Here is a 23,477-nt window from a genome sequence, read left to right as displayed (position 1 = left end):
GCTAGGGAGAGTGCTCCGCCGCCGGCTGATAGTGCTCCCCACACAAAACGTGCTGTCTGACCGCGGGGGGGGGGTTACGTGTCGGAGCAATCGTGCTCGTACAACGGGTCCCCCGGTGTGCTGGTGCTCGGCGCTGACGGCGCACTCCTCACCGGTAGAGACGATTCACTCGGGCCGGTTGGCTCGCCCGGGACGACTGCTGAGCTCACGCCGGGGGCGCTCGCCCCAGGTGAGTCCGTCCAGGTGGAAGGACAGCTCACAGTAGCCAGCGCGTACGACTGCACGCCCACGACTGCGACCACGGTCCGGGTGCTCGTCACATCCGACGGTGCCGGCCCGGGCGTCGACATTCCGACCGACCTGCAGGTCTGCGGCGAGGCTCGGGGCGATCTCTCGATCGGTTCATTCTTTCCTGTTTCCTGACTCCGCTCGGTGCCACGCTGCGCTCGGCAGGCCATCGTCGTGTCGCGGCCCACATTGCAGCCCAGTAGCTCAGCGGTTGAGGGCGCCAGCGGCGACCGCCGGCGGCACCACGAAAAGGATCGCCTGCCGAACCAGTCGAACATCGCCACATGCGCGCACCCACGTGACCTGGGGACAAACTCCGAATGACGTCACCCTGGAAGAGAAGGTTGACGCCACTAAGGGATGCGCGGAGAAGCTGCGAGACTTGTGCCTACTTAGCCAAGCGCGAGCGCAAACCTTAAGGACGGTGAGTCCGAACATTGGAACCACGCTACGTCAGCCCAGCTGATACAGCCTTGTCACTGCTCATCATCCTTGTATCGCTAGCACTTGGCCCGGCCAGCTTGACCTGGTGGCTCATTGCCCAACACGTCAACAGTCGTATGATGCGCGCAGGAAGGCAGCTACACGGAGGTCGCTGGCACTTCCTGCGGTTCGGACCGACGGCACCTCTCATCTCGGCCGCTGCCTTTTTATGCGGAACTTTGGCATATTCAGTACCGCAAATTCACGACGCGCTTGACCCGGAAGTGTCCTTCGCGGCATTGATTCTGGCCGCTTGCAGTCTATTTTCCTTCATGATGAGCATGGTTCTTTGGTCATACTCCAACGCACCGCCACGACAGACAACGAACTAGCACGCACGGTCAATGGCGCGACCTCTAGTGCCTCGGAACCTAACTGTCTCTTATCCCATGGGGTTCCAGACTGGGGCCGTCTCCTGGGTTCCTCTAGTACGGCATCCGCAGGGACGGGGCGCGCGGCTTCGCTGCGTCTGAACGCACTGCCGTCGAATGCCAGCATGGGTTCTCCACGAGGCAGGACCGCGAAGCCTCATCATCCAGATACCCGACGGCTAGGATTCCACCGTGACCCTCGAAGAACATACGGTAACCCAAGGAGAGACACGCGCCGCCATCGGCGGCTACGGGGTCGGCTTGACCGTCCTCATCGCGTCTTTCATCGTCTCCTGCTTCGACCTTCCGGAGACCAACTACGCCAGCACTTCAGCTCTCATCCTTCTGCTGGCTGGCGCCGGCGTTGCATTCGTCTCATCATTCTTCGTCTGGACGACAAATATCGGGCAGACTGCACGCTTCGTGGCGGGCGCGCTGTCTGCCGGCGGCGCTGCACTCGGCCTTGCCATTTGGCCTCTCGCCCTCACCGCTTTCATGCTCCCGAGTGCTGAGGAATGGCGCTCGGTTTGCTGGTCCGCACTTATCGATGCCGGCGCCCACGGTGGGGTGGGCAAGACCCTCGAAATGTCTACGACGCTCCTACCGACACAGATCCACTGCAGCATCGGAACGGAGCCGTCCGCTGTCGTTCTAACTGGGCTCGAGTCCACGGCACTGAGCGCAGTAATCTTCGCGCTGGTGGTCCTTCTCATCGGCGGAATCTACTTGATGGTGACTCCGAGGAAGCCAAGCAGCGTAGGTGCATAATGCGCCTCGCAGCACCGCCCGCTTCAGCTGCGGCTGAGACTCGACGGGGAAGGGGCCGGTGAACGATGCGTTCGTCGACTGGACCGACAGACTAGGCAGGGAGGGCATCTACACGTAGGCCCATTCTCCAGTCTGTTTTCAGCGGCGGGGTGAACGGACACCTTCGCAATGACAAGTCGTCCTAGCGGGAATGAGGTAGCGCGGTAGACAACGGCCTCACGTGCGGTCACCTGGCGTCTTGCTCAGCGCGTCGGACGGAGGCGTGCTGTGATTTCAATCGCACGTAGACCCAAATTCGAATGGCAACTCCGGCTCCAAGGACAACGACAAGGGCTGAAATGACTACCAGGCCCCCAGTCGGCCAGCGGGCGATCAGCCCGTAGATGAGCCAGACAACGGCTCCGGCGAATACGAGGACGCCGATGACGATTGACACGAGGAGTGACGTTCGCGACTCGGGAAAGCTTCTCGGAACAGTGACGTCGCGCATGGTGACAGTTTCCACCTGCACCGCTGTGCTGGCTACTCCGCGACCAGTTCGCCCGACCTCTGAGAGATCAGTTCACGGCCTGCGGGGTGTCTCGAAACCCAACCGTCGCATAACCCATGGGATACGCGACATAGGGATCGCTCCTGGGGCTGTGTTTGTGGCATGTGAGACGTCTCGATTCCAAGGGTTTTGAGTCAATAGGATGACGTGCTTCCTGACATCTCATCATCAGGGCTCGCCCAGACCCAGTCGCAATTGCCGTTGCCATTCTGGTGGCCCGCGATTCTTCAACGAGCCCTGGGCTGTGCCATCATCGGAGCGGGTACGCCCTGGCAGAGTCGGCGGGCGATCAGAAATCGCCGGGGTCCCCCGGCGTCCGCCCGCGCGAGCGGCGCAGGAGCGTCAATGCGGAGCAGCGGCGGCCGACGCATTGAAGGTCAGCGTGGCGCAGCATCCTTCTACCGGTGGTTATCTCGTGGAGAATCTGCCACGATTCAACCGTGCAGCTCATCGAACCGCCAGCATTCGCGCGTCCAGCCCTGTTCGGAGTCTGGATAGCACATCCGAGAGCATGGTCGACCCTGGCCGTGGCCGCAGAGATCAGCGCTGGGGTCTTCGGCCTACAACAAGGTGGCCCGGCGGGTCAGTCACTTGTGATCGGAAGCGTCGTGGGCGTGGTGCTACTTATGCTGGTGCGCAAGCGACACGCCTGGGCGTGGTGGGTGTACGTGACGATCAACACCGTTGGATTCGTCTCAATGGCTGCTGCGACGTTGTTAGTCGTCGTTTCTGGGACTGGGACTGTCGTGATCAGCTGGCTCGGACTGAGTCTTTCTTTGATCGCCTTCGTGGCAGTCTTTGCGCCAGGAGTGCGACCGCGCAACGCTGTGCCCGATCAGCCCGCAGTCGTCGTGGGGCCGGACAGTTCTCCTTGGAACGACTGATGACGATTCGCAGAGCTACGTTCGCAACCTCACCATCTTCGACGCGAATGGGTCCCGCAGGGGGTTCGTCTTGAGGGTATCCCTGAGACCGAGGCGCCCCGCAGCTCGCCCATTGCAATCCGATTCATGCACGAGGTGTCTCATAACCTGGGTGCCTCGTATCCCATGGGTTTCGACACACTGAGGTTACGAGACAAGCTGTGGCGGTTCGCTTAGAGCAGTGACCGCTCAGTACCCGCCAGAGTAGAGAGCGAGCGCAGCGAGCGTGCCGCCGTCAACGACATCGCCGCTCCTGACCAGCGCCCAAAGTTCGGCCAGAGTCACCAGCGATGGAGTCCAGTCCTCGCCGGGTTCCAAGGCCGCGCTGTGTGTTGCAGCAAGAGTGGCAGTGAATACGTGGCAGCGGGAGGCACTAATGCCAGGCGACTCGACAAAGGATCCGAGTACCACCAAGGATGAAGCGGAGAAACCACTCTCCTCACGAGTCTCCCGGATCGCCGCATCGGCGGGTCCTTCGTCAGCCTCGATTGCCCCGCACGGAAACTCGTAGAACGAACCGCGGCCGGTGGTGTCACGCGTCCCACGAAGCACGAGGATCCGCTCATCGGGCGTTCTCCCGACGATCATCGCACTGTCCGACCGCTCAACCCGATACCACTCTTGGGTCGCGATTGCTGTGAGTGAGATCGAAAACCACGGGTTCGTGTGAACAACGGAAGCAGCCATTCTTTGAGCCTGCCACAGTGATTAGCCTGCATCGACTATGACAACGGGCACCAGCCCGGAATCTGGCGGTTCTGACAGCGCCAGAGCGCGACGGTACCCACGAGCTTGAGCTCGTCGTCCTGCTGTCTCACAACCTATGGGATACGAGAGGGTGCGATCGGCGCTGATCGCGAGAAGCGACGGGTGAGACGTCTTATATCCCTAGGGATACGAGACAGTTGGTGGTAATCGTCTGTCAGTACAGTCCGCATACTGGTCGAGCACCGAACGAGAGGGTATGCCGATGCGGGGTCTTTTGTGGTTCTTGATCATCGGGTCTTCCGGAGTGATCCTGGCGAGCCTCTGGCTGGTCTTTTTCGAGGGCTCGACCAACTGGATGACGCCTGCTGGTTCGGCATGCCTCCTGGCAGGTGCGACCTTCGCTCTGATATCGATGCATAGACAAAAGTCAGCGAAAGCTGCGGAGACCACAGAGAGCTCATCTCACGGAAACCCCGGGGCCTAGTTTCTCGGACGGCCCGTGCCCGACTATTCCATATTCCGTGAGGCGTCAGTCTCTGTGGCGTTTGACCTTTGGCTGCGCTGCTTTCGGATCTGAGAGAGGTTGATGCTTGCACTATCGGCGGAGACAATGGCGAGGACCACACAAGGGGCCGTGCTGTTCCGCAGAGAATTCCTCTTGCGTGACTCTGAGGACTCAAGATGCCCCTCCCCCAGGTCGGACCTGCAAAATCTGCCCTGCACAGTGCTAGACGGCAGCTTTGGCGCCACCCTCTCCCACCGACAAGCCAACGCTAGTGACTTAGGCCACACGCATCGACGACTCGAAGGTAGGTAATGCCCACTGAGGGATCTGCTCACGGGCTTGCGGTGGGCTGTCGGCTTTGCCGCGACAAGCAGGACCTTCGGTCCCCGGAGGTACCGAGCCAGACGCGCAGCGTACCGATCGTCGAAGATCCGCGGGAAACGAGAATCGATAGCAGTCTTCTAAGATCAGCAATGTGCCCTCGACAACATTTCAACGTACGGATACGCGCTACATAGCGTCAGCTCTGGCAGACAACACAACCCATTCGGGGATCGGTACATTCGAGTTGTCGCTCGGCAACTTCGAGAGTTCGGGCAACAAAGGTGAACGTGCCAATCAGATCGTGAGTGAGATTTTTACGCGAGCTGATACTGACGCTCTTGTGCTTGCGCTTCTGAATTATCTGTTCGTCGAGAACCCCTACGCGGTTACTTCCGAACAAAATACTTCATATCAAAACCTCTTAACAAAGGTGTTGAATCCCCGCGGGGTCGTCCTCACTGACAATGGCTACGCGCTGCCAGACGGCCGAGACGTTGACTCAATCAACCCCAGATCAGCAGCTCAGAAGAGCGGAATGCCTGCACCAGTTCGCCCGGAGCTGGCCACTGACACTCTCCCCCCATCGACGACGGCAACAACTCCTGCTGTATCCCGCGACCGCAAGAAGATATTTGTCGTGCATGGTCGTGATCCACGGCCGGTCACCGTCCTCGCCACGTACTTACAGTTCCTGCATTTGGAGATGATGCCCTGGTCGGCTGCTGTCGACCTCGCAGAGGGTACGCAGCCGCACACGTATGACATTGTCAAAGCGGGCATCAACAACGCGGCCGCCGTCATCGTAATTTTCTCCCCCGATGACAATGCCCGCATCAAAGACGAGTTTTCGACTGTCGGCGACCCCGACAGAATACCTACCGGCCAAGCGCGTCCGAACGTCCTGCTAGAAGCAGGTATGGCATTCGCTCTTGGTCGCGAGCGAACGATATTTCTTCAGAGCGCGAAAACACGCGACATCTCAGACATTGCAGGTTTCAACTGGGTCAAACTCAACGGAATCTGGGACAGCCGTAACGATCTAAGAAACCGGCTCGAGAAGGCGGGCGCTGACGTCCGGAAAGGCAATTTTGACCTGATGGACTCTCTTGCTGGTCCCTTCTCTGTAGTGCCGTAGTAGTAGTCCAGTCCAAAGAAACCGTCGTCTAGAGGTACGTCCACCGGAGACAAATCAAGTCCTACGTGATGGCTTTGGGGAGCTCGTTGCGGATCGTGTTCGCATAGCCTCGGAATGGATCCAGAGCGGCTGTCATGATGCCCGCGGCGAAGCCCTCAGCCTTGGTTCTTGAGCCAGTCGGTGTCGGCCTTCCCGTAGGGCGGCAACTCCGCGCCCTGCGCTCGCCCCATTCCTGCATCTGCTGCAATTCCGCGGAGACTCACATATGTCGGCGGGTTGATCTACACTTTCAGTATCGAATGTTTGTTCGAGACTTGTAAGGAAGTTGGCGCATGCCTCAGATCATTGACGCGGCCGTCGACGTGGAACTTTCCGCCGACGGCGACCCTCGCGCGTTCATCTGGAATCGCTTCGAGCACACCGTGATCGGGCAACCGCAGGCAGTGTTCACGCGTACGCGTTGGTGGGAGAACGAGGGCACGCCAACCCGGATTGACACCGAACTGTGGCGCTTAGACGCGTCGCGCGGAGGCGAGGAGCAGCACCGGTACGACCTGCGGCGGGACGCCGACGGGTCCTGGGTGCTCGCCCTCGACTGGGGATGACCTTCTCGCACCTGCACGTCGCCAGCGCCTACTCCACCCACTACGGCGTAACGATGCCGGAGACCCTCGTTGATCAGGCTGCCGCGCAGGGCGACACGTTCCTGGCCGTCACCGACCGAGACGGACTCTACGGAGCCGTGAAGCATGTTCGCGCCTGCGTCGCCGCCGGCATCCGGCCGGGGCTCGGTGCCGACCTGGCCGTCCACGACGAGGAGCACCGCCCATTGGGGCGAGTCGTGGTGCTCGCGCACGGAAACATGGCGGGCCGCGGGTACGCCGCGCTCTGCCGGGCGGTATCGGCCGCCCACAAAGCCGGGAAGAAACCCAGCATCAGCCGGGCCCGCCTCGCCCAGCTGGCTGGGCTCCGCTCCCTCACCGTGCTGATCGGACCAGCGTCCGACGTGGGTGCAGCTCTGCTTCGGCGCGACAGCACCGACGCACGCGCCCGCCTGACAGCCTGGATGCGGGTCATGCCGCCGGAGTCGCTGGTCTTGGAGGTCGTCTGCCACCTGGCCGAACCAGGGCAGGCAGGGAGCGTGGCTCCCGCAACACGGATGCTGGGCCTCGCCGAAGGATTCAGGTTGCCTGCTGTGCTCACGAACGCCGTCCGCTACGGGACCCCGGAGGAGGCGGTCACCGCGGATCTCGCCGACGCTACCCGCACCCTCACCCCGCTGGCGCAACTGGATCACCTGCAGGCCAACGGGCAGGCCTGGCTCAAGCCCGCCGCGTTGATGCGGCAAGTCGCCCGAATGGTCGTCGACGCCGGCAGTCATGATGACGGTGCGCTCGAACAACTCCTCCGAGACACGGAGCGTCTGGCGGAGCGCTGCGCCCTTGACCCGGTGGCCGACATCGGTTTGGGCCGGCCGAGAATGCCGGAGGCGAGTGTCATCGGGGTCACCGGGGACCCCATCGCGGAGCTGTGGCGGCGCGCCCGGCACGGTATCGACGAGCGCTACGCCCACACCGGCGCCCGCACCGTGGAGGCCGCGCACGCCCGCCTGGCACACGAAATGGAGACGGTGGAGCAGCTCGGATTCGCCAGCTACTTCTTGACTGTCGCCCGGGTCGCGGACCTGATCCGGGACATGGGCATCCGCATTCAAGCGCGCGGTTCCGGTGTCGGCTCCGTGTTGAACTACGCCCTGCACACCTCGTCGGTGGAACCGATCTCTAACGGGCTGCTCTGGGAGCGGTTCCTCTCCCCCGAACGCCAGACCCTCCCGGACATCGATTTGGATGTTGAGTCAGCCAGGCGGCACGACATCTACCGGGCCATCTTCCACACGTTCGGCGCAGACCGGGTGTCGCTGATGTCGATGACGAACGCGTACCGGGGCCGCGGAGCCGTCCGTGACGCCGGCCTGGCCCTCGGTATGCCCGACGATCAGGTGGCCGCGATCGCGAAACAAATGTGGCGGTTCAACGCCCGCGACTTCCGCCGCGCCCTCGAGGAGAAACCAGAACTCGAAGCGCTGGCCGCCGAAGTGCGCCAGTCCCAGCAGCTGGACATGCTGGTCGACCTCACCGCGAAACTCGACCGACTCCCCCGCCACATCAGTGTGCATCCCTGCGGTGTCATCCTTTCAGACACGTCGCTGCTGGATCGCACCCCGGTGCAGGCCTCCGGGATGGGTCTCCCCATGAGCCAGTTCGATAAGCACGACATGGACCCGATGGGCCTCATCAAGCTCGACATCCTCGGCGTCCGGATGCAGTCCGCGATGGCGCACGCCGTTGAGGAACACCGCCGACTCACCGGGGAACACATCGACCTCGACCGGGTACCGCTAGATGACCCGGAGACGTTCGAGCTGATCCGGTCCACCCGCACCCTCGGGATCTTCCAACTGGAATCCCCCGGCCAAATGGAACTCGTCGGGAAACTTCAACCGGAAGTATTCAACGACCTGACGGTTGAGATCTCCCTGTTCCGGCCAGGGCCAATGCAAAACAACATGCCGCTGCAGTATTTGCAGGCACGACACGGCGAGGTCACCCCTGACTACATGCACCCCCGGTTTGAACCGATCCTCCGCGAAACCAAAGGGGTCGTCATCTTCCACGAACAGGTGATGCGCCTCTTCGACGAGCTGACCGGCTGCGGCCTCGGCAAAGCCGACGTGTACCGTCGCCACCTCGGCAAACCAGACGACCTCCCCCCAATCGAGGCATACGTTCGCCAGCGCGCCCTCGAGCGAGGATTCCCACCGAATGTGATCGATCGGGTGTGGCAGGTCCTCGCCGGATTCGGCAGCTTCGGCTTCGCCAAAGCACACGGCGCCGCGTTCGCCCTCCCGACCTACCAATCGGCCTGGCTGAAAACCCATCATCCGGCCGTGTTCCTGGCCGGCCTGCTCACCCACGACCCGGGCATGTGGCCCAAAGACCTCCTCGTAGCCGAAGCCCGCACCCTCGGCGTGCCCGTGCTGGGGCTCGACGTGCAGCACAGCGCAATGGACTACCGGGTGGAAGAACTCGTCGACGGCCGACACGGCATCCGCCTGGCCCTCCCCGAGCTGGCCGGCAGCACAGAAGCAGAACGCACCCGCATCGCCCAGCATCAACCATTCACCTCACTGCAGGACTTCCGCGACCGCGTCCGGCCACGCCGAACCACGTTCGAAGCCCTCGCCCGGGTCGGGGCGCTGGACAGCTTCATCGGCTACGACCGCGACCGCCGCCACGAACTCCTCGCCCACATCCACGGCCTCCGCGGCACCGCGATCACCATCAACGACGACCAGCTCGCCTTCGACGTGGACCTGCCAGTCCCGACCTACAACAACACGATCACGTCCCTCGATCTGCGCGGGCGCACCCAAACCGACCTGGAGCTCCGCGACCTACACCTGGCTGCCAGCAGCCATCAAATGGCACGCTTCTACGCGCTGTTCCGAGAGCTGGGCGTCACGCCTGCCTCGGAGCTTGGGGCGCTTCCCGGCGGGACCGACGTGCTCATCGCTGGTGTTCGGCGCGCCACCAACACTCCCCCGATGCGAGGCGGCCGCCGAGTTGTCTTCGTCAGCCTCGACGACGGCACCGGCCCCGTCTCAAACGTGGTGTTCTTCCACGACGCCCAGGAACGCGTCGGCGGGCAGGTGTTCGCGACGAACTACATGCTCGTACGAGGCCGAACCCGCCGCTCCGGCGCCAAGGGTGTCTCCGTCACGGGTGAAAACCTTTGGGACCTCTTCGACGTCGCCCGCCAAGTTAAACAACGCCAGACCACCGAAGGGGTCACCGCGGAGGACGGGCGGCAGCACGACAACGTGCATCAGCTGTGGCCATCAGCGAAGCGCGCCTGACCCGTCTCAACGGTAGTTTGCGGTGAGAACGGTTAGTTGTTCTGCTTGTGTTCTGCTTGGGAGGCTTCGTCGCGGTCGAGTTGTTATCTGCTCGGTCCGCACTGCTGCGCCGTTCGCGTGCTTCTATTCTTCACGGAGCTGGGCGATGCGGCAGCCGACACCCCCAGTCATCTTGCTCAACGACGTTTCGCCCCGCTATACCCCCCCCCCCGAACAAACATCGCCTGATGCGAATGATCGATAGGTAGAGACAGAATGGCGCGCTTGAGTGATGTCTCTACGAATACCAATCCGCAAGACAATCAAAAAAACGGTCGACAACCGAGCCTGGCAAAGGCCATGTCGGGCTAGAGCAGCAGCCGCGAGAGAAGAACAGCCCCAAAGCGGATACTCCGGAGCTGTTCTGACAGTTGCGGCCAGATGGGCGTGTGTTTCGCGGGCATCAATCGAGGAGATGGACCTCGCCGCCACTGAAATGACTCGATCTGCGCAGCGGGTCGTTGAGCGCTCGCTCGAGTGTGGTTGTAGAGATCGTGCCGCCGCGTCGCACACCGGTCTTCACAGTGATCGTTCGTTCCGCGGCTACGTCAAGCTTGAAGAGCGTCAGCGGATACTCGGCATCCGGGCGGACGTCAGCCCACGGCACGGGCTGGAGGCTTGCGCTGTCTACGCCAGCTGGTGCCGCAATTGTCTCGCCTGCAACGCCTCGCTGCGTCTGCACCCAACGGACCGGGTAGACACCCACTTCGTAGAGACCGTGGCTGTTACGCGGAGCACCGGCCTTGTAGAGCGCCAACAACGTCGGGCGACGCGTTCCGATGTGTCCTGAGGAAATTGCCGGGCAGACGTACGCTTCGAGAATGTCCAGCTCAGACTGACCGCCAAGCCGATCCACAGGAGCGTACGCCGACTGAGTCGGTTGAAGCCGCCCGAAGAACTCGACGATGCGAGCTTCGGACCACACAGGCTTGTCGGTCCTTCGAAGATCCGGTTTCGGTAGCGTGCCCTCATCGACCATGCGGGGCAATCCTGCTACCGAGGAGAGCCCGAGCTGGTTGGCGAAGTTGGTGTCTAGGACAACGTTGGGCAATTCAAGCAATTCACTGATATCCATGGTTCTCCGTTCGTGACCCTTCGGCCATCATCCCGCTACTGGTTAGATAATGTTTAGTATGTTGTCATATTGATATAACCGTTGTCAAGCGGTAATCGGTCGACTGCTGAACGCTCTACGCACCCCTGAAACACGCACCTGTTCATGCGTGTCGGCGTTCAATAACCCGTTCAAAAACAGGTGGGTTCGAACTGCATAATTGAACACGTGTATTGAACGGAAGTATCTCCATGACACTGGTAGGACTCGTACGGGTAAGCACCACGGGTCAAGACACAGCAAGACAGCACGATGCACTCGACCCAATTTGCGTAAAGGTCTTTGAAGAGAAGGTCAGTGGCAAGCTCACGGTCGAACAGCGACCAGGCCTGATGGCTGCCCTTGAGTATCTCCGCGATGACGACATGCTTGCCGTTCAAGAGATCGATCGCCTGGGTCGCAACATGTTGGAGGGGCTCATCGTCCTCCACGGGCTGTTCGAGCGTGGTGCGGCTGTCAAAGTGCTGATGGGGACGGCAGCAGGCGAGCACACCGAACGTAACGTGGTTCTGGACATCGCACTGGCCCTAGCTGAAGACCGTCGGCGTGACATCGTCCGTAAGACCAAGGATGGTCTGGAGGCTGCACGTAAGCGCGGCAACCTCGGAGGTCGCCCTCGGGTGATCAACGACGACAAGCGCGCAGTGATCCTTGCTCGCCGCGAAAAGGGTGAGTCGATCCGGGTCATCGCCAGCGCACTGAACGTCTCTGTAGGGACCGTGCACAGCGTGCTGACCGATGAAGCGACGAGGATGGCAACATGGTCAAGTACCCATTAAATCAAGAGCCCGACTTCTGGGAGCCGAATCCAGGCGTGCAGTCACATCGCTTCGCGCTGGGAAATGCAGCCACGGCGGCAGTCGGCACCCCACCGCTCATCGTGATCGGCATGAACCCATCGCACGCGCAAGAAACACAAGCAGACAAGACCGTCAATCGGATCATCGAAGCTAGCCTGCATCACGGCTACGGCGGCTGGATCATGCTCAACCTCTATCCGGAACGATCACCTAAGCCAAGCAAGCTTTCTCAGTTCGATCCGGCGCTCTCGGCTTTGAACTGCGCCGCGATCGAACAGGTACTCCTGCGACATGACGCGACCGAGGTACTCGGCGCGTGGGGCAACATGCCTCATGCAACGCTCAGACGGGCGAAAGTGGATGTCGAAGCGATGCTCGACCAAATGCGCGTCCGGATCTTCACCTGGGACCCTCTGACCAAACAGAACAACCCACGGCACCCGAGCCCACCCGGAAAACCGCTGCCCATGCTCGGCCCGAAACTGTACCTGGCTTAAAGGCGACGCTAGTCGACCGGCTCAATGGGTGCGTCCGTGAAGCGATGCGCATCGTCAAGCATGCTTTCCAAGACCTCGACGTTGCTGAGAATGATCGACGACTCGTGGCTGTTCGTGACCTGTAGCCGCTGCATTCTGTCAATGAGTTCGCGATCAGGGAGCGACTCCAGCCACGCAATAAGCTGTTCGCGGCTCGGTGCACCGTCCATCTGCGCCAGCGATTCAGCCATGTCGAGACGCGTAAAGGCAGCACCGAGCCGTTCTCGGTGACGCTCGGCGGCTGAAACCATGGATCCGCCCGATAGCGCTTGACGCTCGTCATCATGACCGGTCTCGATGTCATATCGGGTGGGTAGAGCGGGGACCGGCGGCTCGGTACCGGTGATCAGGCGCGGAACGGCCTGGGTCCGCACCCAATGAGACAGTTCTTCGAGTTCCTTCATGAGAACGGGCCATCGCTCCGTGCCAGGTCGGTTGATGCCGATGGTCGGGAACAGCGCCACTGGAATTCGCTCACCTAGCGGCGTCCGCGCGATGACATCACCTACACGTAGCGGAAATTCGGGAAGCCGTTGCACGTCTGCTCTCGACGGAGGCGACTGATCTTCACGATGGATCGCGACCAGACGTACAGCCGTAATTGCGGGAGCACGGTGCTTCGAGTAGTTGGTGTGCAAAGTCAAAAGTGCCATCGGGTGATCTTGGGGATCTAGGGTCCGTTGGTAAGGCTGTAGCCCATCGATTCGGCGGACGAGGTCACTCCCTCGTTGCAGCGATCGAGGGCCATTCTTCCTCCGACGATCAATCCACTCCTGGAAGTCGACATATGTGAGTGCGGCTGGCATTTCAACGAGTCGTGCGGCCTTCCCATCCAGCAATCCGTCACGGAACTCGATCTCGCCGAAGATGGTGTGCTCGATGGCGTTGCGCAGAGACACCAATGCGTCTGCCACGAGCAATGGCACCTTCTTCGGGATCGGGGCGATGCTGGTGACGACAGTCTCGCTGTAGTTAACTACGGGTATCTCTTTGAGCTGGAAGATCCCGTTAGCTTTGCACTGGTACTCGTGAAGAATACTGGCCGCTTGGGCAATGACCCCGTCCGCATGTGCCAATGTTGCCGCGACCCCAAGATGGTGGTCAGGAAGCCAGTCATGGCGCCGATTCAAAGTGCCCCCCCTGGGCTGAGCGTAATGGTGACCTCAACCCGTGGCCCGAATCTGATCTTCCGAATAAGTCTCCAATATCGAGTATCCCAGCTTCGATACCGAGGATAGTTTGTTCTTCAACGTCGCCAAGAATGACGATTATCGAACATGCTCCGTCTGTGGCGGTGGCTGCGAGGCGGATGTCGGCTTGGGATCAAATGAGCACGGTGCGCGCATCGCGTCCCGCGCGTGCTCTCCTGGATGAGCATGTTTGATCAGGCCACCTTGCACACGTGCGCGAAAAGAGGCCCAGGATTCACTGCCGTGTGCGTTGAGCGGTAGCCGGCGGGTGAGCGGAGTACCGCCGAACTTACATCGCTTATCGACGCGATTAGCTCGCCATCCCGACGCGAAACGCTGAGCTGACTGCCCGCCTATCAGCGGCGAATCACAGCCCGATCTCAACCAGGAAAAGGGAGCCATATACCCACCTCAGTAAGTAACAGTTACCCCGGACATTGTTGTTCATATATGTGGGTACAGGGGCATGGTGATCCCTGACAATTCATGATTCGATAGTTGCGCGAAGCGTCGATTTGACACCTGCAGAGCAGCGGTCCAAGGCACGCTGCACGCCTACCCTTGGGCGCGGCGCAGATCAGTAGACGCGACCTGTGTCGTATGCATCGTGCGGAGCAGAGTGTCGGACAAAGTCTCATCTCTTACGCCGCGCCAACCTCCGGCGCTCGCGCTCTGACAATGCGCGCGTTCCCCGTTTGAACGCATGGAGTTGGAACGAAGGGTAATTCAGCTCGGAGGGAGCACCTGCCGGATCCGTCGCCGCACGTTGCACCGCTCGCACGAGGTCAGAGGGAAAGCTTTTGTCGCGAAGGTCTCCGTCGGCAAGAGACGCGAGGTGTTGAAATCCCGCGATTCCGGCGCTCGCAACTCGCCGATGGACACGAGGGTTGTCATGCGCCACCAGCACTTCGTCAGCAACGTGATCGAGCGCCTTCACGCTGCGGAGACTGGCGAACTCTTTCCACATCGACCTGTAGTCGTCATTCGTGCCGCTCAACGTTAGCAAGACTCCGCCGGGAACAAGTGATCGCGCCAAGGTTTCGAGATCGGCGCTCAAGACGCTCATCATCTCGTGCGTTGTGAGGAAATTCGCCACGATGATGAGGTCATAAGCTGAAGGCGGCGACATGCTCGCAGCATGCTGATCAAGAAGGTTTTCCTCGTCGAGCGGGTAGTAGAGGAACTCCTCCTCGTCGAGGAGGTGTCGCTTGTATTGTTCACGAGCGGAGACGTGGATGTGCTTCGGGTCGAAACCTGCCATTTCCTTGTATGTCACGCTGAAGAGCCCCACCTCCGAGTTCCGGTCACCGGTCCTCAACAGTTCCTCTGAAAGTCCATGCAGCAATGGGCCCCAAGCGCGACCTCGATCAAGTGTGTGCGCGTCTACGTTGGAGGAACTTCGAAATTCTCCTGCTAGTGAGCGGCTCCATGCGCCCAGTGCTGCGTAGTAGTGTGTGGTCGCGTACGAGGCTGGCGCAGGCCCGGAACCAACCTCAAGTATTCTTAGGGGCCGTTCAGGCTTTGCGATGGGGAGCGCTCCTAGAGCGAACAAACGATCGAGAGCTTGCGTTACCCGATGATAGCGATCGACTTGATGCCAAAGGAGGTACGCAAGACCTGACGCCTCATCGTCGAACGGGAGGACATCGCACTTCGCGAGCGTCGGAACCAAGTTGGAGAACACCTCGTTTGCGATCTCTTTCGTCGAGACACTCCTAGCGAGAAAACCCACCACCGCAGACGAAAACTGGTTCGCCAGTTGATTCCGCAGCGAAGATGCAGCAAGGCTCGTAGCGAACCACTCGTCTGCATTCTGCTCTTGCCATCGGCGTGCATTCATCCGAAGGTCCGGACGCTCAATCAGCGGAGGGTTGTCCAAGTGTGGGGCGCTCATTCGACGCAGTCTAACCGGGTTTGAATCCAACAGCTGCTGCCGGCGCGAGGCGTCGTCTCCAGACGATACCGGGACGGTCGCGGCGACAGAGGCTCGTCGGCGTGGACTAACACTCTGGGCGAATGGAGGCCTGTGCGTGCGGCGGGGACACCTCTAACTGGGAGCCGAACCCAGTCAACGGCCCGCGTCCCGATAAGCTCAGGATCGAGTCCCTGGCAATCGCCGACTCACTTTTCGCATGAGTAGAGGGTGGAGATGTCGAGACTTTCAGACCTGCTTCGGATAGCGTACTGACGATGGGCAAGGCAAGCAGGCTCAAAGCAGGGCGGGCTGCGCAGAAGCGTTCGGCACAGGCACAGCAGCGGACCGTTCTCTCGGCTGAAGAAGAACTGAGCGCAGCAGTCATCGTCGTCGGAGACGTCTTCGGTTCTGAACCAGACTGCGCTGGCGCAGCCGGTCTGCTCGCCGAAGTTGGTTTGCATCTCGGACATGAGCTTCGCCCACGCCCAGTCTCGGCGATCATCCGTGACAAGAAGACGAGCACGCTGCTTGCGATGGGTCCAAAGGCGACGGAGAAGTTCTCGTCAGATCAGCTAACAGAGATGGTCAACTTTCGCCCCGACGGCAAAGACAACGGGCATTTGGTCCTCACCTCCGAGGAGCACTCACTGATGCTCGACCCCAACATGCGACAACTGGGCACCTATGGCGTTGAAGCACCAAGCATTATCATCCGCGTCAGAAGCACGGAACCTCACTCCGGTGTGTGGGAGTTCACGAGGGGGGGCCTCGACATCCTCTACCTACTTGACGAGGAGAACCTAGCGCTCCTGCCAAGGTTTGAGGACGCCCGCAGCGAAGGAAAGGACTACGCCAAGGCGATCGCACGTAGCATTCGGGCAGGTCTAGCGCCTGAGCAGATAGCGACTCAGCTCCGGAGGAACTAGCAAGTGCGACTGCCTCATCAGGCCTTTGAGAGCACCGCGGACTCACGGGGTTCTCGGAGAGGGCCGGCGAGTCATCGGTGCGGATGCGACACCCGGCGCTGCACCACCCGATGCGAGAACACAATCCGGGAATGCGCCTAGCAACAGACATGCACCTCTGAGTCGGAAACATGAGTTCGGTTTCCTAGGAGCTGCTCGCAACGGATCATCCTGGACCTCGACGCCATGTCGGCCGCCCCACGACGATGTCGTCTCCGACATCAGGAGACTTCGTGTCGTGGTGCCGTACTCCTTTGGGGTTTCGATTCGGGCTCAGTGCCTTTGCTGCGGCTGCGCATAATCCTGGCCCGGAACGATCCCGGCTCCGCTGCCGTCAGGAGAAAACGACACGGCGCTTTCGGGCTTCATCGTTGGTCACGCATGTAACGTATCTGATACATTTTCAGAACGAGCAACTAAAGAATTGAGACGGCATGGCAAGTGCACCTACTGCATCAACGATGACAGCGCGCATCGTTTGGGACACCGCAGACAAGTTCCTTCGGAACGTTGTCGAACCCAATGAGTACGGCGACTATATTCTCCCCTTCACGGTGCTTCGTCGACTGGAGTGCTTGCTCGCCGACACCAAGCCCGAGGTCATCAAGTACGTCGAGTCTCTCGGTGAGATGCCTCTCCACTTGATCGATATCGCAGTGAAGCAGAAGTTCGGTCTGAGCTTCTACAACGTGTCGCCGCTCGATCTTAAGACGATCGCCTCGGTCGACGACAACGTCGAGAAGTCCGTGCTCAGCTACGTCGCCGGCTTCTCGAACAACATCGCGGACATCTGGACTTCGTTCGATCTAAATCGTTTGGTGACAACGCTTGCAGCATCGAACCGGCTGCATGCAGTGATTCGTCATTTCTCGACGCTCGATTTGAGTCCGACGAGTCTGAGCAACACGACCATGGGCGATCTCTTCGAGGACGTCATGTACCGGGCGTTTGACAAGAAGGGTAAGGCTGCGGGTGCGTTCTACACCCCACGTGACGCGATTAAGCTCATGGTCGATGTGCTGTTTGCCTCGGACGAGGACTCGCTGGCCGGCCAGAATGCGCTGCGTTCGATCTACGATCCGACCGCAGGCTCCGGCGGCATGCTGCTCGTAGCGCAGGAACACCTGACGAGTCTGAATCCTGACATTCAGGTCACGCTATTCGGCCAGGAGCTCATGCCCAGCGCCTACGCTCTGGGCAAGGCCGATCTGCTGATCCAAGGCGGTCGCCCGGATGCAATCCGCAAGGGCGACACACTGTTGCAGGACGAGTACGAGGGGCAGTCGTTCGACTACGTGCTCTCCAATCCCCCGTTCGGCAGCGACTGGGAGGTGCAAGAGAAGTCTGTCAGGGAGCAGGCGAAGATTCCTGGCTCACGGTTCAGTCACGGCCTGCCTAGCAAGAGCGATGGTCAGATGTTGTTCTTGGCACACTGCGCCTCCAAGCTCAGCCCCGCGGGTAAGAACGGGCATGGTGGTCGTGCGGCTGTGGTGTCGAACGCTTCGCCACTGTTCACCAGCGACAAGGGTCCGAATGCGATCCGCCAGTGGCTCTTTGATGAAGATCTCATCGACGCGATCATCGCGTTGCCGACTCAGATGTTTTATGGCACCGGCATCGCCACCTACGTGTGGATCCTCGACACCAACAAGGAGGACGAGCGCAAGGGCAAGATTCAACTGATCGACGCGAGCGGCGAGTGGTCATCAATGAAGAAGCCTCTTGGCGAGAAGCGTCGACGGATGAACAAGGGCAACCGTCTGACGGTGCACGAAGCGTACAAGGCATTCGAAGCCGCAGATCCGAAGATTTCCCGCGTGATGACTCCTGCAGACCTAATGTTCCGCGATGTGCCCGTGTTCAAGCAGGCGCACCTTGCGGCAAAGTTCAGCGACGAAGCAGTCGCAGCTGTGCGAGAGCACCGTGATTTTGTTGACGGTCATGAGCAGATCATGCGCGAATTTGATGGGAAGGCTTGGAACGATCTTGCTTCAGAGTTCCCGACGGCCGCTAAGGCTGCGGGTCTGAAGGCACCGCTAGGGCTGATTGACGCCGTGATGCAGGCCATGGCGGAAGTGGACGCTGACGCACCGCCAGCTCTGGACCGCAAGGGGCACCCTGTCCTCGCTGAGGGTTGGAAGATCACCGAACGCGTGCCGTTCAGCGAGGACCTCGATGATCACATGCAGCGCGAGGTACTACCGTTTGCACCCGAGGCTCAGTGGGACGAGCCCAAGGCCAAGACAGGCAACGAGATCCCGTTCACTCGTTTGTTCTATGTGCCCGAGGAGCCCCGTGCGCTCTCGGAGATCGATGCTGATGTAGAGAGGATCATGGCGGAGCTTGCAGAGCTGTTCCAGGCGGTGAGCGATAAGTGAGCGCACAAAATGCTCGACTTGTGCCCCTCAAATTCATTGCGCAGTTCGTAAGCGGCGGTACCCCAACGGCGGATGCCGCCAATTGGGGAGGTGATCTCCCGTTCGTAACTCCTCCGGATCTCAATGGCCTGGATGGTAGCTCGATCTTGGATTGGGGCCGTTCTCTGACGGATCATGGCGTATCTGGTTCGGCAATCGCGAACCATGCGGTACTACTTTCGTGCCGAGCCCCGATCGGCCACATCGGTATTGCCAATCAGGAAGTTGCATTTAATCAGGGTTGCAAGGCAGTTATTCCGGAGAGTCGTGAAGACCTCCGGTACCTCGCTTACACGCTAGTGGCTGGCCGTAAGGCACTAAATGCGATGGGTCGCGGCACGACGTTTACGGAACTGTCGACAACCCAACTTTCGATGTTCGAGGTGCCATGGCCGCTTTCTCCCCATCGGAAGGCCATCGCCGACTATCTCGACCGCGAGATAGGCGAGATCGACGCGATGGTAGGCAAGCTGGATGAGCTGGATGAGACGCTTCGCGTTCGGAAGAATACATTGGCCTCGCAGCTGTTCGTTATGGGTTTCGACCGTGTCAAGCTCAAGTGGCTTGTGACGGAGGTCGACCATCGGGCCGGAGCTTTGCGCAACGCCCTCCCGTTGCTTTCGGTTTCTATCCATCACGGGGTTCAGCTCCGAGAGGATTCAACGTCGAACCAGAGCGCAAGCGACGACCTGAGCCACTACAAGGTGGCTCGTGCGGGTGAGATTGTGCTAAATCGTATGCGCGCGTTCCAAGGCGGACTGGGTTTGGCCTCGTTCGACGGCTTGGTGAGCCCTGATTACTCGGTGATTGGGACTAACGAGCAACTCACCCCCATCTGGGCCGAATACATCATGCGGACTCCGGAGTTTGTTTCGGAGATGGCTCAGCGGCTGCGAGGCATTGGTGGCGCGGATCAGGCCAACGTTCGAACCCCCCGGATCAACTTCCGCGACCTTATCGAGCTAGAGATTCCTCTTCCATCGCCCGACGAGCAGAAGCGCATCGCTGATCGCCTCGACGAGGCGACCGGCAAGATCGACGCCATGCTGGCGAAGGTCACTGAACTTAAAGCACTACTGATCGAGCGCCGTGCTGCGCTCATCACCGACGTCGTTACCGGCCGAAAGGATGTGGCTTTGTGAGTGATAAACAGCTAATGGAGCTTGAATTTGAGGAGAACCTTTGTCGGGAGCTAGGCGAAGGTGGCTGGCTATATGAGAACCAGGGCAAGAACTCTGGCTGGGACGTCGCTCTGGCAATGGTGCCCGCCGACGTCATCTACTGGCTGGACACGCAGTACCCCGAGGAGTACGAGAAAGCTGTGCCGGCAAACTTGGTCAACGGTCAGCGCACCACGGCTGAGCAGAAGCTCCTTGCCCACATCGTGAAGGAGCTCGGGAAGACCACGAAGATGGACCCGACGACCGGTCACCCGGTGGGCGGCCTTCTGGGCGTGCTCCGCAAGGGTTTCACCTACGCACAGGTTGGGCGCCCCGCTGCGAAGTTTGGGCCAATGATGGCCTTCCCACCGGCGAATCCGAAGCTCACCGAGGTACTCGAAGCCTCAGATGCCGTTCGTCTGCGTGTGCTCCGCCAGGTGCGATTCGACACCTCGACCAACGAGTCGATCGATGTCGTCCTTACAGCCAATGGCCTGCCGGTGGCGACCATGGAACTCAAGACCAGCAACACGCAAACGGTTAATCATGCGGTCCGTCAGTACAAGCAGGATCGGGTGCCAGGCGCGAACCGCGCACTGCTGGCTCCAGGACGCGCGCTGGTCCACTTTGCTGTGTCAAACGATCTCGTCTTCATGGCAACGAAACTGGCCGGCGCAGACACCGTGTTTCTGCCGTTCAACCAGGGCGATAAGGGTCATGAAGGCAATCCGGCATCGAGCACTGGTTCAGCGACGAACTACCTGTGGCGCGAGATTCTGGCCCGCCCGATGTTCATGCGCATCCTGAAAGACTTCGCGCTTTATGAGCCGAACCGGTCGCAGAAGAACGATGGCCGTCTGGTCTTCCCGCGTTTCCACCAGCTGCGCGCAGTGGAGCGAGTCGTCGCAGACATCGAGAAGCAGGGCCCCGGCGGCAGATATTTAGTCTGGCACTCGGCAGGCTCCGGCAAGACGAAGACGATCGCGTGGCTGAGCCACCGTTTGATTCGCCACATGGATCAGAACGCCACTTCGACGTTCGACTCGGTCATCGTGGTAACCGACCGCACTGTGCTGGATGAGAACATCCGTGACGATATGAACCTTGTGCAGTCCAGCAAGGGACTGGTGGTCGCCGTCGGCGAGAAGTCCGGCGCTAAGTCGCCTCAGCTGAAGAAGGCGCTGGTAGACGGCAACCACATCATCACCTGCACCCTGCAGACCTTCCCCGAGGTTATGAAGCTGATCGAGAACACCACCGAACTCAACGGCCGGAGTTGGGCAGTGATTGCCGATGAGGCTCACTCCTCGCAGTCGGGCTCGACCGCACGAGATCTGAAAGCTCTGCTGGTCGACGTTGGCCTGGACGCCGACGATGAAGATTTGACGCTGGATGAGCTGTTGGCTGCGAAGGATTCCGCAATCGCAGCCTCGAGCAACATCACCTTCATCGCTCTGACCGCGACGCCGAAGTCCAAGACGCTGCGTCTCTTTGGAACTGAGTCGGATGGTCGCTGGGAGGCGTTCGACACCTACACGATGGCCCAGGCCATTGAAGAGAGCTTCATCCTCGATGTCCTGACGAACTACTCGACCTACGACATGTTCTTGCGCGTCAAAGATGAGCTGACAGGTGAGAACAGTGAAGAGAAGCTGGTTGAGACCGGAAAAGCAGTTTCAGATATCGTGCGATACGCCCGGTTACACCCGACGGCGATCACTCAGAAGGTGCGCGTCGTGGTCGAGCACTTCCGCCGCAATGTCGCGCACATGCTGAACGGCACCGCTCGGGCGATGGTCGTCACGGCTGGCCGCAAGGAAGCACACCTGTGGTCAGAGAAGATGAACGCCTACATCGAGGAGCAGGGATATGAGGGTCTGGGCACGCTGGTCGCCTTCTCGGGATCACTGACCACCGAAACCGGCGAAAGTGTCACCGAGGCAAGCCTGAACGGCCGCAGCGATATAGCCAAGGCGTTCCGTGAGGAGGAAGAGTACAAAGTGCTCATCGTCGCGAACAAATTTCAGACAGGCTTCGACGAGCCGCGCCTCATGGCGATGTACGTCAACAAGAAGCTCTCGGGTATCGCCACCGTCCAGACTCTGTCCCGGTTGAACCGCATGCATCCAGGTAAAGGCTCCCCCATGGTCGTCGATTTCATCAATACCCCAGCGAGCATCCAGAAGGACTTCAAGACGTACTACTCGGACGCTTTCGTCACCGGGGAGGTCGATCCGAACTCCCTCTACACTCTGGGCGACCGCTTGGACACGGCAGGGATCTACACACTTGACGAGATGATCGAACTGGCCGACGCGTATATCCAGAAGAAGGGTGGCGAGGCGATCGCGCGTGCCCTGGGGCCGATCAAAAACCGTTGGAACGGCCTTCTGCGTCAGGCTGTGCTAAATAAGGACAAGCCTGCCCGCGAAGCACTGGAAAGCTTCCGCGGTGACATCATCAGCTACCGCAATGCCTGGCAGTTTCTGAGCCAGATCGTCGACTACCAGGATGAGGATCTACACCGTCGTGCGATTCTCGCGACGCTGCTGAGCCGCAACTTGCATTTGAACGCAGAGGAGTACGACGACAGCTATCTGGCCGGCGTGCAGCTCTCGGGAGTCAAGTTGGTTCCGCAGGCCATCAGCACGGATTACTCTCTGACCGAAGGCAGTGACACCGGCATGGAGTTGCCCACATTCGAAGGCGAGCACCGCGGAGAGGCAACTCCACAGCGCGGGCCCTTGGAGGAGGCAATCGAGAAGGTCAACGAGATGTTCAAGGCAAAGAGCATCGATGTCAGCGCCAAGAGCATCTCGGGGTTCATCACCAGCTACTGGGGGTTCCTTGACGCCAGCGAAGAGGCTGTGGCCATGGCGAAGAACAACTCCGTGTCGCAGCTGAAGGCGTCCGAAGGCTTCAGCAATGCGGTCGGCCTTGCCATGTTCCAAGCGTTCCAGGAGGCGGAAGAGATCCGTTCACAGGTCTCTGACCCTGAAGTGCTCAAGCAACTCGCAGAGATCAGCGCGGAAGCACTGTACGCGCAGCATCATCTTCAGGCACAGGAGCCAGCAGAAGTTGAGGAGTCGGGCGATGACCAGTGATAAATCACCGACGACCGTAGCGATGGGTCTGGCGATTCGTGAAGCGAGGGCCAAGCATGGTTGGTCACAGAACGAATTAGCTGATCGTGCTGTGGTGTCACGGCCAACGATCGCCAGGGTTGAACGTGGTGATGATGTTTCCACTGCGACGCTTGCCAAGGTAGCTGCGGCGCTTGGAATGACCGTAGCGATCTCTGAGGAATAGGAAAAGGAAAAGGCTATGGATCTCCGTGGCCCTATGGTTGCGGGGATCTATAGCCTGAACT

17 protein-coding genes are annotated in these 23,477 nt (G+C 60.2%); 12 read left to right on the top strand and 5 right to left on the bottom strand.

What is annotated here, in order from left to right; all coding sequences use genetic code 11:
* Positions 1–78 precede the first annotated feature (78 nt).
* Both AC25Z0_RS03965 and AC25Z0_RS03960 read left to right on the top strand, forming a co-directional pair.
* Complete coding sequence (locus AC25Z0_RS03965) at positions 79–423, top strand: hypothetical protein (RefSeq protein ID WP_488132381.1); 345 nt, start codon at positions 79–81, stop codon at positions 421–423.
* A gap of 911 nt (positions 424–1,334) precedes the next feature.
* Positions 1,335–1,910 carry a hypothetical protein gene (locus tag AC25Z0_RS03960; protein ID WP_488132380.1) on the top strand — a complete coding sequence of 192 codons (576 nt, stop codon included), beginning with the start codon at positions 1,335–1,337 and terminating at the stop codon, positions 1,908–1,910.
* Between the two features lie 226 nt (positions 1,911–2,136).
* Here the strand turns inward: AC25Z0_RS03960 and AC25Z0_RS03955 are convergent, their stop codons facing one another.
* Positions 2,137–2,400, bottom strand: coding sequence for a hypothetical protein (locus AC25Z0_RS03955; protein ID WP_488132379.1), 264 nt, complete (start codon positions 2,398–2,400; stop codon positions 2,137–2,139).
* Between the two features lie 1,172 nt (positions 2,401–3,572).
* Positions 3,573–4,070: an NUDIX hydrolase gene (locus AC25Z0_RS03950; RefSeq protein ID WP_488132378.1), complete on the bottom strand. Its 498-nt coding sequence runs from the start codon at positions 4,068–4,070 to the stop codon at positions 3,573–3,575.
* 1,001 nt (positions 4,071–5,071) lie between these two features.
* Here AC25Z0_RS03950 and AC25Z0_RS03945 point away from each other — a divergent pair.
* The 3 genes from AC25Z0_RS03945 (at position 5,072) to AC25Z0_RS03935 (ending at position 9,971) form a co-directional block, all read left to right on the top strand.
* Positions 5,072–6,055, top strand: a complete 984-nt coding sequence (locus AC25Z0_RS03945) for a TIR domain-containing protein (RefSeq protein ID WP_488132377.1) — start codon at positions 5,072–5,074, stop codon at positions 6,053–6,055.
* Between the two features lie 332 nt (positions 6,056–6,387).
* The gene (locus tag AC25Z0_RS03940) at positions 6,388–6,660 is read left to right on the top strand and encodes a hypothetical protein (protein WP_488132376.1); all 273 of its coding nucleotides are present in this window, start codon (positions 6,388–6,390) and stop codon (positions 6,658–6,660) included.
* A complete protein-coding gene (locus AC25Z0_RS03935; RefSeq protein ID WP_488132375.1) occupies positions 6,657–9,971 on the top strand; it encodes a DNA polymerase III subunit alpha in 3,315 nt (1,104 codons plus the stop codon). Before AC25Z0_RS03940 ends, AC25Z0_RS03935 begins: the two co-directional genes overlap by 4 nt.
* A gap of 442 nt (positions 9,972–10,413) precedes the next feature.
* Here the strand turns inward: AC25Z0_RS03935 and AC25Z0_RS03930 are convergent, their stop codons facing one another.
* Complete coding sequence (locus tag AC25Z0_RS03930) at positions 10,414–11,085, bottom strand: hypothetical protein (RefSeq protein WP_488132374.1); 672 nt, start codon at positions 11,083–11,085, stop codon at positions 10,414–10,416.
* A gap of 230 nt (positions 11,086–11,315) precedes the next feature.
* Here AC25Z0_RS03930 and AC25Z0_RS03925 point away from each other — a divergent pair, with 230 nt between their 5' ends.
* Positions 11,316–11,903: a recombinase family protein gene (locus AC25Z0_RS03925; protein ID WP_488132373.1), complete on the top strand. Its 588-nt coding sequence runs from the start codon at positions 11,316–11,318 to the stop codon at positions 11,901–11,903.
* Positions 11,885–12,421: a DUF1643 domain-containing protein gene (locus AC25Z0_RS03920; RefSeq protein WP_488132372.1), complete on the top strand. Its 537-nt coding sequence runs from the start codon at positions 11,885–11,887 to the stop codon at positions 12,419–12,421. The genes AC25Z0_RS03925 and AC25Z0_RS03920 overlap by 19 nt, the downstream gene beginning before the upstream one ends.
* Positions 12,422–12,429: 8 nt before the next feature.
* Here the strand turns inward: AC25Z0_RS03920 and AC25Z0_RS03915 are convergent, their stop codons facing one another.
* Together AC25Z0_RS03915 and AC25Z0_RS03910 are read right to left on the bottom strand one after the other, a co-directional pair.
* Positions 12,430–13,590 (bottom strand): hypothetical protein, encoded by a 1,161-nt coding sequence (locus tag AC25Z0_RS03915; protein ID WP_488132371.1) that lies wholly within the window; start codon positions 13,588–13,590, stop codon positions 12,430–12,432.
* Positions 13,591–14,284: 694 nt separating this feature from the next.
* Positions 14,285–14,926 carry a hypothetical protein gene (locus tag AC25Z0_RS03910; RefSeq protein WP_488132370.1) on the bottom strand — a complete coding sequence of 214 codons (642 nt, stop codon included), beginning with the start codon at positions 14,924–14,926 and terminating at the stop codon, positions 14,285–14,287.
* Between the two features lie 914 nt (positions 14,927–15,840).
* Here AC25Z0_RS03910 and AC25Z0_RS03905 point away from each other — a divergent pair.
* The 5 genes from AC25Z0_RS03905 to AC25Z0_RS03885 all read left to right on the top strand — a co-directional run bounded on the left by AC25Z0_RS03905 (position 15,841) and on the right by AC25Z0_RS03885 (position 23,416).
* On the top strand, positions 15,841–16,491 hold the full coding sequence (locus tag AC25Z0_RS03905) for a hypothetical protein (protein ID WP_488132369.1): 651 nt from the start codon (positions 15,841–15,843) through the stop codon (positions 16,489–16,491).
* 473 nt (positions 16,492–16,964) lie between these two features.
* Positions 16,965–18,908 carry a type I restriction-modification system subunit M gene (locus AC25Z0_RS03900; protein WP_488132368.1) on the top strand — a complete coding sequence of 648 codons (1,944 nt, stop codon included), beginning with the start codon at positions 16,965–16,967 and terminating at the stop codon, positions 18,906–18,908.
* A gap of 20 nt (positions 18,909–18,928) precedes the next feature.
* Positions 18,929–20,089 (top strand): restriction endonuclease subunit S, encoded by a 1,161-nt coding sequence (locus tag AC25Z0_RS03895; RefSeq protein WP_488132367.1) that lies wholly within the window; start codon positions 18,929–18,931, stop codon positions 20,087–20,089.
* Positions 20,086–23,211, top strand: coding sequence for a type I restriction endonuclease subunit R (locus AC25Z0_RS03890; RefSeq protein ID WP_488132366.1), 3,126 nt, complete (start codon positions 20,086–20,088; stop codon positions 23,209–23,211). The genes AC25Z0_RS03895 and AC25Z0_RS03890 overlap by 4 nt, the downstream gene beginning before the upstream one ends.
* Complete coding sequence (locus AC25Z0_RS03885) at positions 23,201–23,416, top strand: helix-turn-helix transcriptional regulator (RefSeq protein WP_488132365.1); 216 nt, start codon at positions 23,201–23,203, stop codon at positions 23,414–23,416. The genes AC25Z0_RS03890 and AC25Z0_RS03885 overlap by 11 nt, the downstream gene beginning before the upstream one ends.
* Positions 23,417–23,477: the final 61 nt, after the last annotated feature.

The sequence above is a fragment of the Leifsonia sp. Y862 genome (assembly GCF_057669585.1).
Note: the sequence above shows the minus strand (reverse complement) of the source record. Positions and strands in the feature narration are given on the sequence as shown.

Excerpts from the sequence above, each read along its gene's own strand:
- AC25Z0_RS03940 (WP_488132376.1), top strand. The coding sequence starts at position 6,388 with ATGCCTCAGATCATTGACGCGGCCGTCGACGTGGAACTTTCCGCCGAC.
- AC25Z0_RS03885 (WP_488132365.1), top strand. The coding sequence starts at position 23,201 with ATGACCAGTGATAAATCACCGACGACCGTAGCGATGGGTCTGGCGATT.
- AC25Z0_RS03925 (WP_488132373.1), top strand. The coding sequence starts at position 11,316 with ATGACACTGGTAGGACTCGTACGGGTAAGCACCACGGGTCAAGACACA.
- AC25Z0_RS03930 (WP_488132374.1), bottom strand. The coding sequence starts at position 11,085 with ATGGATATCAGTGAATTGCTTGAATTGCCCAACGTTGTCCTAGACACC.
- AC25Z0_RS03900 (WP_488132368.1), top strand. The coding sequence starts at position 16,965 with ATGGCAAGTGCACCTACTGCATCAACGATGACAGCGCGCATCGTTTGG.
- AC25Z0_RS03905 (WP_488132369.1), top strand. The coding sequence starts at position 15,841 with ATGGGCAAGGCAAGCAGGCTCAAAGCAGGGCGGGCTGCGCAGAAGCGT.
- AC25Z0_RS03950 (WP_488132378.1), bottom strand. The coding sequence starts at position 4,070 with ATGGCTGCTTCCGTTGTTCACACGAACCCGTGGTTTTCGATCTCACTC.
- AC25Z0_RS03920 (WP_488132372.1), top strand. The coding sequence starts at position 11,885 with ATGGTCAAGTACCCATTAAATCAAGAGCCCGACTTCTGGGAGCCGAAT.
- AC25Z0_RS03935 (WP_488132375.1), top strand. The coding sequence starts at position 6,657 with ATGACCTTCTCGCACCTGCACGTCGCCAGCGCCTACTCCACCCACTAC.
- AC25Z0_RS03955 (WP_488132379.1), bottom strand. The coding sequence starts at position 2,400 with ATGCGCGACGTCACTGTTCCGAGAAGCTTTCCCGAGTCGCGAACGTCA.